The organism is Cohnella xylanilytica, assembly GCF_014212175.1.
Classification (GTDB): Bacteria; Bacillota; Bacilli; order Paenibacillales; family Paenibacillaceae; genus Cohnella; species Cohnella xylanilytica.
Map to the genome: position 1 here is coordinate 1 of NZ_JACJVR010000045.1, position 13,901 is coordinate 13,901.

Below are 13,901 nucleotides of genomic sequence, written 5' to 3' on the forward strand. Positions count from 1 at the left end.
CATGCTGCGAAAGTTGAGTTATTACCTATAAGGTTTCCCTTTGCATTCCCATAGTTGAACAAGGCTTCCTGAAGATCTATCATTATATAGTTAAATAGTTGATTATCTTTTATTGCAGGAATATACTCATACTTTAATGAATCCAAAAATCTACTTAATGAAGCTCTAGCTTTTGTTAAAGAGATTGTCGTTCCCTTTAATCGTTTTTCCAAATCATCCGATTGTGTTGGAGTTACCGAACCTCTATGCCATGTTCTGGTGACAGTAAAATATTCAGGAAGTGTATTTGGAGATCTATCCCCTCGTTTAAAGGTTATTCGTATTTGAATAAACTGTTTCCCCTTAATAGATTCCTGTCTAACTTCCTTTAGCCTGCTAAAGTTAAAATCGTTGTAGAAGTTAACTTCGGTTCTAAAATCAGTTTGTGAATTAAAGAATAGGTTTAAGGCTTTTAGAATATTAGACTTGCCTGCGTCATTACCACCAGAAAATATATTTAGTGAATTATTCTTTGTGATTTTTAGATAATAGATCGATCTAAAGTACCTTATTTCAATTTGACTAATAATCTCCATGCAACCATCGCCCCATGAAACTATGCGTAATTTGTAATATTATACCTCCTTTTTTCATACTATTGTAGTTTATTTCAAAAACTTGCCGTTACTTGTGGTACGGTTCACCGCGATTGATCTTAAACGATCCTCCCTGCGCTGCCCGTCGCAGCCCTTCCCTATTCGGGACGATGCCGGGTTCGGTACTCCGTCGGCGTCGATCGGTAATATCTCTTGAAGGCGCCGGCGAAGCTCTCCGGCGTGGCGAAGCCCAGCCGTTCCGATACGGCGGCTACGGGAAGGTCGGTCGACGACAAGAGACGGGCGGCGGCGCTCATGCGCGCTTCCGTCTTCTTGGCGTTGAACGACAGGCCGTACTGCTTGCGCACGGCTCGTTCGGTCTGTCTCGGGCTCAGGCCGAGTTCGTCGGCCAAGCTCGTCAAGGTGACATCGCGGAAGCGGAACAGGAACGCGTTCTCGATGGCGAGCAGCCGGCTGTCGTCGAGCGTTCGGGTCGGCAGCGGTCGGGAAGACGGCTCGGCGTCCTCGTATTGGCGGAGCGTCCGAACGAGGACCATCTCCAGCAGTCGGGCGACGTTGCCCGGGTAGCCGAGCTCGCGCGCTTCCGCCTCCTTCGAGATCAGCCGGAACAGTTCGAGCAGCCCGGCGCGGTCCTGCCCGATCCAGAACGGAGTCGACAGGAGCCTCCGGACCAATTCGGCGTCGTCCGAATCGGCCGCGGGTTCGGGCGCGCCGCGGGGAGCGTCCGGACGGAGGACCTCGCAGAAGACGCAATACTCCGACATCGGATCGAGCGGATCGGGCAATTGTTCATGCGCGACGAGGGGGCCCGTCATATACAGGGAGCCGGGTCCGAGCGGGTACCGCTCTCCTTGCGCGATCAGCGTGCCCCGGCCGCTCGGGACGTAATGCAGCTCGTAGCTGCGGGCGCTATGGCTGTGCTCGGGCATCGGGAGATGGAAGGTGCCGGACTTGACGTAGTGGACGTTCAGCGCGAGTCCGCCGAGCGACAGCTTCACGTCCAGATTGCCTAGCTCGATCGGGAAGAGATCCTTCGGCATGGCCGTTCGCTCCTTGCCGCCTGCGAGAATGCGACATCTTGGCCGTCCGGATGTCGCGTCGGGCGGATACCGGGGCGTCGCTGCAGGTCGATATAATTATAGCCGAACGAGACCTGCGGGAGGAATCCGGCCTCTCTTCGAATGCAGGATAGATCAAGTAATTGAAATGATCGATCATTGTTGATCCGGCATCGGTCTTCTATACTTGCCGTGTGATCAGCATTCGAACTTCGAAGGAGAGGAGTCCCTATGTCCGGAGAAAAGAAGTACATCTTGTGCTATACGAGGGAACCGAACGAGGAGCAGGCGTATCCTCCGAAGCTGGCTTATAGCATGCATCTTGCCTGCAGCGACGACGGCTATCGTTATCGGGAGCTGAATCGCAATTCCGGCGTCTTGTTCGCCTTGGCTACGGAAGCGCCGAACGGGTCTCTTCGGCCCAAGAGCTTGAAGAATCCTTATCTGTTCGATCTGGCCGACGGGACCTTCGGCGTGATCGCTGTATGTACGGAAGCGGGGGGAGAGGACGATATCGAGAGCAAAGGCTCCGTCCTGCTGTTCAAGTCGGCGGATCTGCTGAGTTATCGGGAGATCGGGCTTCTCGACCTGAAGGGCGATACTTATGTCCGCGACGCGGCGTGCGAGTTCGACCGGGCGAACGATCGATATGTCGTACGCTGGAGCGACGGCAACGGGAGATTCTATCGGAATTCGATAGAGGATCTCATGGACCTGAGCGGCGCGTCGGAACCGGAAGAGGCGGAGGCTTTCACGGTGGAAGGCGTGTCCGCCGACATCGAAGGCATCGCGCCTCGCAATTCCCTCCCGGTCCCGCGGGATGTGGCGGATCGGCTTGAGAGGAAGCTGACGGCTCCGACGAACATCCGCAACGAAGCGCCGGAACGCGTTGAGGCCGCGACGGACGAGCAGCTGAGAGCCGTCCCGGCGACGTCCTTCTATAGCGACGGCACGACCGCGGAGAAGCCGGTGGATTGGGATACGACGGGGATCGATTGGAGCCGCGCGGGGAGCTATCGAATAACGGGCAAAATCCGTCAGCCTCGTTCTTCCTTCCCGATGGCCGTCGACCGGGCCGATCCCTGCATCGCCAAGTGGAAGGGCAAGTTCTATTTTATCGCCACCAACGATGCGGACGGGAACCGCAGCCTCTCTATCCGGGAGGCGGATACGATCTCGGGCTTGGCGACGGCGGAGGAAGTCCGGATTCTGGACACGGAGACGTACGGCCATCTGAAGAGCTTCCTGTGGGCGCCCGAATTCCATGCTATCGGAGAGGATCTGTACCTGTTCCATGCCGGAAGCACGGGGGAATTCGTCAATATCCAGTCCCACGTCGCCAAGCTGAAGAAGAACGGCAATCCCGTCGTCGCCACCGATTGGGAGGAGCCCGTCCGAGTTGTCCGCAGAGACGGAAGTCCCCTCTTCGAGGCGGGCATTACGCTCGACATGACGATTATTCAATGGAAGGGTCGCGTCTACGCGGCTTGGGCTCAGCGGGAGTTCGTCCCGAGCGACCTCGGCTCCTGGATCTATATCGCCGAGATCGATCCTAAGGAGCCGTGGAGGCTGACGACGGATCCCGTGCTTCTGTCGAAGCCGGATTACGGTTGGGCGAACAACCGCACGTTCGTCGAAGAAGGGCCTTACGCCTTGATCACGGACAAGAAGATCTTCATGACGTTCGCCGGCGCCTTGGTCGACGCGACGTATTGCGTAGGCATTCTGAGCGCGGATCCGGAGGCGGACCTGCTGGATCCGGCCAGCTGGACCAAGGGCAATTATCCGCTGCTGACGTCCAGAAGCGTGCCGGGCGAATACGGGCCGGGCCACAATTCCTACGTAACGGACGAAGACGGCTTCATCTGGAACGTCTATCATGCGAGGAACGGAATCGACGGCCCCAGATGCGCCGGCTTAAGGCGCGTTCACTTCGACATCGACGGCTATCCGGTTCTCGATCTCACGGAAGAGAAGGACTTGAAGCCGGAGCTGGCCGAGGTATCCACGGTCGTCGTCGTGAATCGATAGCGGGCTATAGGCTGTAGACAAATTCAATGGAAGGCGGTTCGGATATGGGCGAGATCGCAAGCCGCGAGAGGCTCTGGTATAGACAACCGGCTCAAGACTGGAACGAAGCGCTGCCGATCGGCAACGGGCGATTGGGCGCTATGGTATTCGGAGGCGCGGACCGCGAACGGCTCCAATTGAACGAGGATTCGCTCTGGTACGGAGGGCCGAGGGATCGCAACAATCGGGACGCCCTTCCGAACCTGCCGAAGATCAGGGAACTCATTCTGGCCGGCAAGCTGCGGGAAGCCCAGGACCTGGCGAGCATGGCGCTGACGGGGATCCCCGAATCGCAGCGGCATTATTTGCCCCTGGGAGATCTGGAGCTTCAATTCGCGTCATCCGGCGGTTCCGCGGAGGAGTACGAACGGGAGCTCGACCTCAGCCGCGGATTGACGGCGGTGTCCTACGTTCAAGACGGGATTCGATATTCCCGCGAAGCGTTCGCCAGTTGCCCGGACCAGGTCATCGCGGTCCGGCTTCAAGCAGACAAGCCGGGGAGCCTGACCTTCCGGGCGCGATGGGATCGCCAGCGGTGGCGTTACCTGGACGGAATCGAGCCGTGGGGGACGGACGGGCTGATTATGGCGGGCGACGCCGGCGGCGAGGGCGGGGTGAGCTTCCGCGCGGCGTTGAAGGCGGTTACAAGAGGGGGCAACTGCCGCACGATCGGAGAATATCTGCTGGTCGAGCAAGCGGACGAGGCGATCCTGCTTATCGCGGCCGGCACGACGTTCCGTTCGCCGGACCCGGAGCAAGCCTGCAAGGAAGAGATCGAAGCCGCGGCTCGGCTATCGTACGAGAGGCTTCGGGAGCGGCACGTCGCGGATTACCGTTCCTTCTTCGACCGCGTGCAGCTGAACATCGAGGAGCCGGACGGCGACAAGAGCGAGCTGACGACCGACGAGAGGCTGGCCGGAATCGAACGCGGACAGGACGATCCGGGACTGGTCGCGCTGTACTTCCAATTCGGGCGTTATCTTCTTATCGCCTCGAGCCGCCCCGGCTCCCTGCCGGCGAATTTGCAAGGAATCTGGAACCCTCACTTTCTGCCGCCATGGGACAGCAAGTTTACGATCAATATCAATACCCAGATGAATTATTGGCTGGCGGAAAACTGCAACTTGGCGGAGTGCCATCTTCCCCTGTTCGATCTGATCGAGAGAATGCGGGCGCCGGGAAGAGAGACGGCGGCGGTCATGTACGGGTGCCGCGGGTTCACCGCGCATCACAATACGGACTTGTGGGCCGACACGGCCCCGCAGGACGCGTATCCTCCCGCGACCTTCTGGCCGATGGGCGCGGCGTGGCTGTGCCTGCATCTCTGGGAGCATTACGCATTCGGCCGGGACGAGGCGTTCCTGGCGGAGGCGTATCCGACGATGAAGGAAGCGGCCCGATTCCTGCTGGACTACCTGATCGAAGGGGAAGACAGGCGGCTGATCACGTGTCCTTCGGTATCCCCGGAGAACACCTATGTGCTCCCGGGAGGCGAATCCGGCGTGCTGTGCGCCGGAGCTTCGATGGATTTTCAAATCATTCGCGCCTTGTTCGACGCCTGCATCCGGAGCATCCGCATTCTCGGGATCGACGAACCGTTCGGCCTGGAGCTGGAGGCCGCTCTGAGCCGGCTCCCGCAGCCCGCGATCGGCCGGCACGGCCAGCTTCAGGAGTGGATGGAGGACTACGAGGAGGCCGAGCCGGGGCACCGCCATATCTCCCATCTGTTCGGGTTGTACCCCGGGGAGCAGTTCACGCCGGACGAGACGCCGGAGCTGGCGGCCGCCGCGCGCGTCGCGCTGGAGAGACGGCTTGCTCATGGGGGCGGGCATACCGGCTGGAGCCGGGCGTGGATTATCAACTTCTGGGCGCGCCTCCGGGACGCGGACAAGGCTCGCGAGAACGTGCTGGCGCTGCTCGGCCATTCCACGCTGCCGAATCTATTCGACAACCATCCGCCGTTCCAGATCGACGGGAACTTCGGCGGGACGGCGGGCATCGCCGAGATGCTGCTGCAGAGCCACTCGGGCGTGCTCCATCTTCTTCCCGCCTGGCCGGCCGCCTGGGGCGACGGGCGCGTACGCGGCCTGCGGGCGCGGGGCGGCTACACGGTGGATATGGAATGGTCGCAAGGGCGGCTCGGGCGGGTCGTCGTCGCCGCTTCCCGTTCGGGCGTGTGCCGCATTCGCGGCCTGGGGGCGGACATCGTCGAGCTGCCCGTGGAAGCCGGGCGGAGCTATACGCTGACGGCGCCGTTCGAGGGGGCGAGCGCGGCCCATTCGTGATGGCCGGCTTGCCGTTCGAGAGAAGCGTTATCCAGAAGAAGATTCAATGAGGAGGAGACCGCCTTGGAACCGTTGAAGGGAACGAACGTCCTTATCCGGGATGGAGAGATCAAACGAAGGGAAGCGGCGAACCGTGCGTACTTGATGAAGCTGAAGAACGAGAATCTTCTCTTCAATTACCGGCTGGAGGCCGGACGGTTCTCGGGCCGGGGCATTCCGGACGACGCGCACGGAGGCTGGGAATCGCCGGTTTGTCAGCTGCGGGGACATTTCCTCGGCCATTGGCTGTCGGCGGCCGCCATGCATGTCGAAGAGACGGGGGATCCGGAGCTAAGGGTGAAGATGGAGCTCATCATCGACGAATTGGCGGAGTGCCAGAAGGATAACGGAGGTCGATGGGCGGGGCCCATTCCGGAGAAGTACCTGCACTGGATCGCGAACGGGAAGAGCATCTGGGCGCCGCAATACAACCTGCACAAGCTGCTCATGGGTCTTGTCGACGCTTATCTCTATGCCGGGAACGAGAAGGCGCTAAGCATCGCGGATTCGTTCGCGGATTGGTTCGTCGATTGGAGCGGCCGATTCTCGAGGGAGCAATTCGACGATATTCTGGACGTCGAGACCGGCGGCATGCTGGAGGTCTGGGCGGATCTTCTGCGCATTACGGGCAACGCCAAGTACAAGTCGCTGCTTGAGCGGTATTATCGCAGCCGGCTGTTCCAGCCCTTGCTCGAAGGCAAGGACCCGCTGACGAATATGCACGCGAACACGACGATCCCGGAAGTGCTGGGCTGCGCCAGAGCCTACGAGGTGACGGGCGAACAACGATGGATGGATATCGTGAAGGCCTATTGGAAGTGCGCGGTGACGGAGAGAGGGTATCTGGCGACGGGCGGACAGACGGCCGGCGAGGTGTGGATGCCCAAGAACAAGATGAAGGCCCGCCTCGGGGACAAAAACCAGGAGCACTGCACGGTCTACAACATGATCCGTCTGGCCGAGTTCCTGTTCCGGCATTCGCGGACCCCGCCTATGCGCAATACATCGAGTACAACCTGTACAACGGCATCATGTCGCAGGCGTATTACCAAGAATATTCGTTGACCGGCCATAAGCACGATTATCCTTCCAGCGGATTGCTCACGTACTTCCTTCCGATGAAGGCCGGTCTGCGCAAGGATTGGAGCTCGGAGACGGACAGCTTCTTCTGCTGTCACGGAACGATGGTCCAGGCGAACGCCGCCTGGAATCGCGGCCTCTATTATCAGGATCGGGACGGCATTTACGTCTGCCAATATTTCGACTCGGAAGTAAAGGCGAATATCGGGGGAACGCCCGTCACCATCGTTCAATCCCAGGATCGCATGAGCGGAAGCGGGATGAACTCCTCTATTACAGCGGGCGTGCAGGGAATAAATCCAATGACCGCTATTCACGAGAATATGCCCTCGTACCGGAAGTACGATCTCAACGTGAGCCTCTCGGAGCCGGCGGAATTTACGATCTATCTCCGGATACCGGAATGGATCATGTCGGAAGCGACGATCTACGTCAACGGCAGCCTTCAAGGGAAGTCGGAGGACGGCGGCCGCTTCTATGCCGTTCGGCGAGTCTGGCAGGACGGGGATACCGTCAGCCTGCTGCTGCCGATCGGAATCCGCTTCGTTCCGCTGCCGGACGACGAGAGCATGGGGGCGTTCCGGTTCGGTCCGGAGGTTCTGGCGGGGATCTGCGAATCCGAGAGAATCCTGTATGCGGACTTGGACGCCGCAGCGTCCGAATTGGAGATGGAGAATGAACGCGAGTGGGGAAGCTGGCGATATTTCTTCAAGACCGCCAATCAGGACCCGGCGATCTCGTTTAGGCGACTCCGGGATATCGGGTACGAACCGTACCAGATTTATTTTAAGGTGAAGCAAGCCCGATAGGGCAGTCCGATAAAGCAAGTTCGATAAAGCAAGTCCGATAAAGCAAGACCGATAAAGCAAGTGCCGTAGATGCCATAGAGATGGCGTCCGTCGTTGCGGAACGGCCGGTCGAACGGCGAGCCGCGAACCGGTCCGGGAACCTGCAAGCGAACGGGTGAGAAACCAAGCGATCGACGGGTTGTTGCCTTCGCCTCCAAACGCTAAACTGGGCTTGTTTCGTTCAAAATCGGGCTGCTGTGGAGGAACAAGATGGGCGAAGTTAAGCCGCAATACGTCCCAAGGAAGGCGACGCCCGCGATGCCGAACGCGCTTCCGAATCCTCTTCGGGAGCGAATACGCGGAGAATTGCTGTTCTGCGCCAAGACGGACCTGGGGAGCGACGGAAGATTCGGCGGGCAGTGGATGGCCGTCACGGATCGCGAAGTCCGGGTATGGCAGGAAGACGGGACGCAGGCTCGCGGCTTGAGCGTGACGGAGATCAAGGACGCGAGGGCGGCGGCCGGAATAGGCGGAGGCATGCTGGTCGCCGACGCGAATGAGGGACCGGTCGTTCTCGTCCGGTACACGGCGGAGCAGACGCCGATCTTCGGCTTCGCGGCGAAGCTGCTCGCCGCCCTGGCGAAGGGCGAGGAGCGGCCGGTTCTGTCGGAGCGCGACGTCCCTCCGCGCTGTGCGACGTGCGGGCATCCTCTCGCGGAAGGCTCGAGGGTGTGCCCGTTCTGCTTGAACAAAGGCAAGGCGGTCTCGCGCATGCTGAAGTACGCGTTGCCCTACAGGCTGCCGTTGATCGCCGCCGCCGGTTTGCTTGTCCTGACGACGCTGATCGAACTGGTTCCCCCTTATCTGACGAAGCTGATCATCGACGACGTGCTGGCGGCGGAAGGCGGCAAGGGGTCCGTTCTGCTTGCGATCTTGCTCGGCCTTGGCGCGACGACCCTGCTCATGACCTTCATGTCGACGGTTCGCGGCTATATCGGCATGTGGGTCGGCACGAAGGTCATGGGCGACATTCGCCGGGACGTCTTCGGGGCGCTGATGAAGCTGTCGCTCGCCTACTTCGACCGCCGGCAGACTTCGCAATTTATCGGGCGGGTCAACAGCGACGCGGAATCGATGCGCCAGTTCATGACGGACGGCGTCGTCTACGTTCTCGGCGAATCGCTGCGGGTCGTCTTCATCTTCATCGTCATGTGCGCCCTGGACTGGCAGCTCAGCCTTCTTGCGCTTCTGCCCGTTCCGGTCATCGTGGCCGTCTCGATGACGCTCTGGCCGAAGATCAGCCGCCGCATGTACCAGCAATGGCGCTCGATCTACCGTCTGAACACGCTGGTCGGCGAATCGCTGCAGGGCATTCGCGTCGTGAAGGCGTTCGGCCGCGAGCCGGAGGAGGTATCCCGGTACGATGGAGTCAATGCCGACGTCGTCCGCGTCAATCTTCGCACGGAGAGATTGTGGCAAATTATTTTTCCGGCGTTCGGCTTTATCGCGGGTCTCGGCACGCTGCTCATCTGGTACGCCGGCGGATTCAAGGTGCTTCGCGGCGAACTGGAGCTGGGCGTCGTCCTGGCGATGATCGCCTATCTCGGCATGCTGTTCCGGCCGCTGCAGTCGGTCAGCCAGATGATCAATTGGGTGAGCAGCGCGATCGTCTCCGCCCATCGGGTGTTCGAGATTCTCGATACGCCCTCCGAGGTTCCCGACGCCCGGGATCCGGCGCCGATCGGAAGCCTGAAGGGCGATGTGGAATTCCGCGGCGTCACGTACGGCTACGAGAAGCATCATCCCGTGATCAAGGGGGTCGATCTTCGGGTCCGAGCTGGCGAGATGATCGGCCTGGTCGGCCATTCGGGGGCGGGCAAGTCGACGTTCATCAATCTGCTGTGCCGATTCTATGATACGGACGAGGGCGACATTCTTATCGACGGCGTCCCCATCCGCGGCATCGGGCAATCCGATCTGAGGCGTCAGATCGGCGTCGTGCTGCAGGAGACGTTCCTGTTCGACGGGACGATCGCGGAGAATATCGCTTACTCCAAGCCGGACGCGACGCCGGAGGAGATCATGCGCGCGGCCAAGATCGCCAACGCGCACGACTTCATCGTCCGGCTTCCGGACGGCTACGACACGAAGGTCGGGGAGCGCGGGCACAAGCTGTCCGGCGGCGAGAAGCAGCGGGTCGCGATCGCGAGGGCGATCATTCACGATCCGCGCATCCTTATTCTCGACGAGGCGACCGCCTCCGTGGACACGGAGACGGAGCGGCAGATCCAAGAGGCGATCTCGCGGCTCGTCCAGGGGCGGACGACGTTCGCCATCGCCCACCGGCTGTCCACTCTGCGCAATGCCGACCGGCTCGTCGTGCTCGATCGGGGGCGGATCGTCGAGGTCGGAACGCACGAGGAGCTGCTGGCGAAGGAGGACGGCGTCTACCGCAAGCTGGTCGACGCCCAGACCGAGCTGTCCAAGATCAAGGGGGTCGAGGGCGGATGACGGATCGTTACGATATCCGAATGCTGGGACCCGACGACCTCTACGTCAGCCGGGGGAAGGGCGGCGTGCTTCAGGGCGTCGTGGACGGACGGCCCTACGAGGAGCTGGTCGCGTACCGCGCGTTCCCGTTCCGCTTCGCGACGGAGTACATCTCGATCCGCGACGCCAAGGACGAGGAGCTGGGAATCGTCCGCGACATCGCCGAGCTTAACGAGGAGAGCGCCGCCGAGCTGGCGAGAGAGCTGGAGCTGCGGTACTTCCTGCCGAAGGTAACGAGGGTCGACAGCGTGAAGTTCAAGTCGGGACTATGGGTGTGGGAGCTGCAGACGCATCTCGGGCCGACGAGCCTCGCGATGCGCAATCTGCACGATCATGTGCAGGCTCCCGGCGGAAGCCGGATCGTTCTCGTCGACCTGAGCGGCAAGCGCTGCGAGATTCCGGATTGGCGGGAGCTGGACGCCCACAGCCGCCGCCAGCTCGAGGAAGTCATTTAGTCGAAGATTGGGAGGCGAATTATTATGACGCAACGACAGGCGCTGGAAGACATTCCGAAGCTGCGCGAAGTATTCGAACCGTATTTCCGAATCGGCGCGGCGGTCAATCCGTCGACCCTGACCGCGCAGCGGGAGCTGCTCGCGCGGCACTTCAACAGCGTAACGGCCGAAAATGAAATGAAATTCGCCAGCCTGCATCCGGAAGAGGAGCGCTACGCGTTCGAGGAGGCCGACCGGATCGTCGACTTCGCGGCGGCGCACGGGATGGCCGTCCGGGGCCACACGCTCGTCTGGCACAACCAGACGCCGCCCTGGGTGTTCCAGAACCCGTCCGGCGGCGCGGCGGATCGGGAGACGCTGCTGGCTCGGATGAAGTCCCACATCGAGACGGTCGTCTCCCGCTACAAAGGGTTGATCTATGCGTGGGATGTCGTGAACGAGGCGGTCTCCGACGACGGCGGGGAGCTGCTGCGTCCGTCCAAGTGGCTGGACATCGCCGGCGAGGACTTCATCGCCAAGGCGTTCGAATACGCGCATGCGGCCGATCCGCAAGCGCTCTTGTTCTACAACGACTATAACGAGTCGGTTCCCGAGAAGAGAGAGAAGATCTGCGAGCTGGTCCGGTCGCTTAAGGAGAGGGAGGTTCCGATTCACGGCGTAGGGCTTCAAGCGCATTGGAACCTGGTTCATCCTTCCCTGGACGACATTCGCCAAGCGATCGAACGATACGCGAGTCTCGGGGTCAAGCTGCACGTCACGGAACTCGACGTATCCGTCTTCCTGCACGAGGATCGCCGCACCGATCTGAAGGAGCCGGAGGCCGGCATGCTGGAGAGACAAGCGGAGCGATACGGACGGATCTTCCGGCTGTTCAAGGAATACGGCGAGCATATCGAATCCGTCACCTTCTGGGGGGCTGCAGACGACTATACGTGGCTGGATAACTTCCCCGTTCGCGGGCGCAAAAACTGGCCGTTCCTCTTCGATGCCGGCCACCGGCCCAAGCCGTCGTTCCGCGAAGTCGTCGAGGCCGCGCGTTCGTGACGGAACGACTTACGGCGGGTTCGCGGACTTCGACGGTTTCCGGCACGACATCGACATGGGCTGCCGCGCCGGATACTGGACCTCGGATCGATGATTTGGTAGAATGTTATATTATAGAACTATGTTTTATAATATAAAACCGAGGAGCGGGTTCAGCGATTTATGCCGATTATTCAGTCCCTCGATCGAGCGCTCAACATTCTGGACTTGTTCGACGAGAATCATCGCGAGTTGAAGATCACCGAGATCAGCGCTCGATTAGGCTTGCACAAGAGCACGGTGCATTCATTGCTCAAGACGTTGCAGCTGCATCGCTATATCGAGCAAGACGAGCATGGCCAGTACCGGCTCGGAATGCGTCTGCTGGAGAAGGGACAGCTGCTGCTGCAAGGCTTCGATATTCGCGAGATTGCGAACGGGCCTCTGCGGGAGCTGTCCGCCGAGACGGGACAGAGCGTGCATCTGGTCATTCGAGACGGAGCGCAAGGCGTCTATATCGACAAAGTCGAGGGAACCAGAGCCGCGATTCGCTATTCCCGGATCGGGCGCCGAGTTCCTCTGCACAGCAGCGCGGTCGGCAAGATACTGGCCGCCTTCATGCCTGAGGCGGAGCTGGAGCGCGTGCTGGAGGATTATGAATATTCCAAGCACACGCCCCATACGATTGGAAGCGGACCCGCGTTTCGCGAAGAGCTTCGAATCGTGCGGGAGACAGGCGTCGCTTACGACCGGGAAGAGAATGAGCCGGGCGTACGCTGCGCGGCGGCGCCGGTGTACGATCATGCCGGACATCTGGCTGCGGCTATCAGCATTTCGACGATGGCGGCCACCGTCGGAGACGAGGAACTGGCTTCGTTCGCCCGTCGGTTAAGCGCGACGGCGGAACGAATCTCTTCGGGGCTTGGTTATCGCGGGTAAGGGCAGGGAAGGGAAGGGAAGAGCAATGGGCGCGGAAGTCGGCGTGCCTGGCCTTTCCGTCTTATAAAATGAGAACTCAGTTTTATATTATAAAACAAATTGGAGGGAGCTCATGTTTATTTTCCGTTATCGGGAAGGAACGAACTTGAATCTGGCCGCGCTTGCGGACGATGGAAGGGCTTATCGGTTGGAGGCTCCCGATCTGATGACGCTGGTGCGGCAAGCTAGAGAAGCGGGCGATACGACCGCGGATTTCGTCCGGTCGCGGCTGCGGGAAGACCTGCGCATCGACGTTCCGGCGCAATCGCTTGACCTGGCCACGCCTCTGGATGCGCCGGAGGTATGGGCGGCCGGCGTCACTTACCAGCGCAGCCGGGAGGCCCGCAATTTCGAAGCCACGGAAGGCAGAGAGGACAAGGAGACTTTCTACGATAAAGTGTACGATGCCGAACGGCCGGAGCTGTTCCTCAAGTCGACCGCGGCCCGAACGGTCGGACCCGGCGAGCTCGTCTGCCTGCGAAGGGACTCCTCCTGGCAGGTGCCGGAAGCGGAGCTGGGGCTTGTGCTGGATCGAACGGGCGCGATTGTCGGCTACACGGTCGGCAACGACATGAGCTGCCGCGATATCGAGGGGCAGAACCCGTTGTACTTGCCGCAGGCCAAAATTTGGAGACGATCATGCTCCATCGGGCCGTACGTGCGGTTGGCGGAGACCGTGGCGGACCCCTATGCGCTTGGCATTGCTTGCCGCATCTACAGGGGCGGGGAGAAGGTCGTCGACGAGACGGCGAACACCAATCAGCTGAAGCGCCGATTGGATGAGCTGGTCCGATTCCTCATACGGGACAACGAGGTGTTCGACGGCACCGTCCTTCTGACCGGCACGTGTCTGGTCCCGCCGAATCAGTTCACTCTGCAGTCCGGGGACCGAATCGAGATCGAGATTGAAGGAATCGGCACGCTGGCGAACACGGCGGTCTATGCGGACGAATGGGAAGCGAAGCTTGCGTGAGATCAA

General features: G+C 60.4%; 10 protein-coding genes and 1 pseudogene. 9 read left to right on the top strand and 2 right to left on the bottom strand.

Going from position 1 to position 13,901, the window contains the following annotated elements; genetic code table 11:
- Both H7B90_RS11580 and H7B90_RS11585 read right to left on the bottom strand, forming a co-directional pair.
- Positions 1-575, bottom strand: a 575-nt coding sequence (locus H7B90_RS11580) for an AAA family ATPase (protein WP_185136036.1), incomplete at its 3' end; no start/stop codon positions are given.
- A gap of 158 nt (positions 576-733) precedes the next feature.
- Positions 734-1,636: an AraC family transcriptional regulator gene (locus tag H7B90_RS11585; protein ID WP_185136037.1), complete on the bottom strand. Its 903-nt coding sequence runs from the start codon at positions 1,634-1,636 to the stop codon at positions 734-736.
- A 249-nt stretch (positions 1,637-1,885) separates the two neighbouring features.
- On the opposite strand from H7B90_RS11585, the gene H7B90_RS11590 reads away from it, so the two are divergent.
- The 9 genes and pseudogenes from H7B90_RS11590 to H7B90_RS11625 all read left to right on the top strand — a co-directional run bounded on the left by H7B90_RS11590 (position 1,886) and on the right by H7B90_RS11625 (position 13,895).
- The gene (locus H7B90_RS11590; protein WP_185136038.1) at positions 1,886-3,685 is read left to right on the top strand and encodes a family 43 glycosylhydrolase; all 1,800 of its coding nucleotides are present in this window, start codon (positions 1,886-1,888) and stop codon (positions 3,683-3,685) included.
- Between the two features lie 44 nt (positions 3,686-3,729).
- Positions 3,730-6,009, top strand: a complete 2,280-nt coding sequence (locus tag H7B90_RS11595) for a glycoside hydrolase family 95 protein (protein ID WP_185136039.1) — start codon at positions 3,730-3,732, stop codon at positions 6,007-6,009.
- A gap of 144 nt (positions 6,010-6,153) precedes the next feature.
- Positions 6,154-7,190 (top strand): annotated as a pseudogene (locus H7B90_RS33690) (beta-L-arabinofuranosidase domain-containing protein); the annotation flags it as partial.
- Positions 7,191-7,451: 261 nt separating this feature from the next.
- Complete coding sequence (locus H7B90_RS33695) at positions 7,452-7,937, top strand: hypothetical protein (protein WP_376701727.1); 486 nt, start codon at positions 7,452-7,454, stop codon at positions 7,935-7,937.
- Between the two features lie 249 nt (positions 7,938-8,186).
- A complete protein-coding gene (locus H7B90_RS11605; RefSeq protein ID WP_185136040.1) occupies positions 8,187-10,427 on the top strand; it encodes an ABC transporter ATP-binding protein in 2,241 nt (746 codons plus the stop codon).
- Positions 10,424-10,921, top strand: coding sequence for a DUF1854 domain-containing protein (locus H7B90_RS11610; RefSeq protein WP_185136041.1), 498 nt, complete (start codon positions 10,424-10,426; stop codon positions 10,919-10,921). The genes H7B90_RS11605 and H7B90_RS11610 overlap by 4 nt, the downstream gene beginning before the upstream one ends.
- A gap of 24 nt (positions 10,922-10,945) precedes the next feature.
- A complete protein-coding gene (locus H7B90_RS11615; protein ID WP_185136042.1) occupies positions 10,946-11,965 on the top strand; it encodes an endo-1,4-beta-xylanase in 1,020 nt (339 codons plus the stop codon).
- A gap of 162 nt (positions 11,966-12,127) precedes the next feature.
- Positions 12,128-12,883, top strand: a complete 756-nt coding sequence (locus H7B90_RS11620) for an IclR family transcriptional regulator (RefSeq protein ID WP_185136043.1) — start codon at positions 12,128-12,130, stop codon at positions 12,881-12,883.
- Positions 12,884-12,995: 112 nt separating this feature from the next.
- Positions 12,996-13,895: a fumarylacetoacetate hydrolase family protein gene (locus tag H7B90_RS11625; RefSeq protein ID WP_185136044.1), complete on the top strand. Its 900-nt coding sequence runs from the start codon at positions 12,996-12,998 to the stop codon at positions 13,893-13,895.
- Positions 13,896-13,901: the final 6 nt, after the last annotated feature.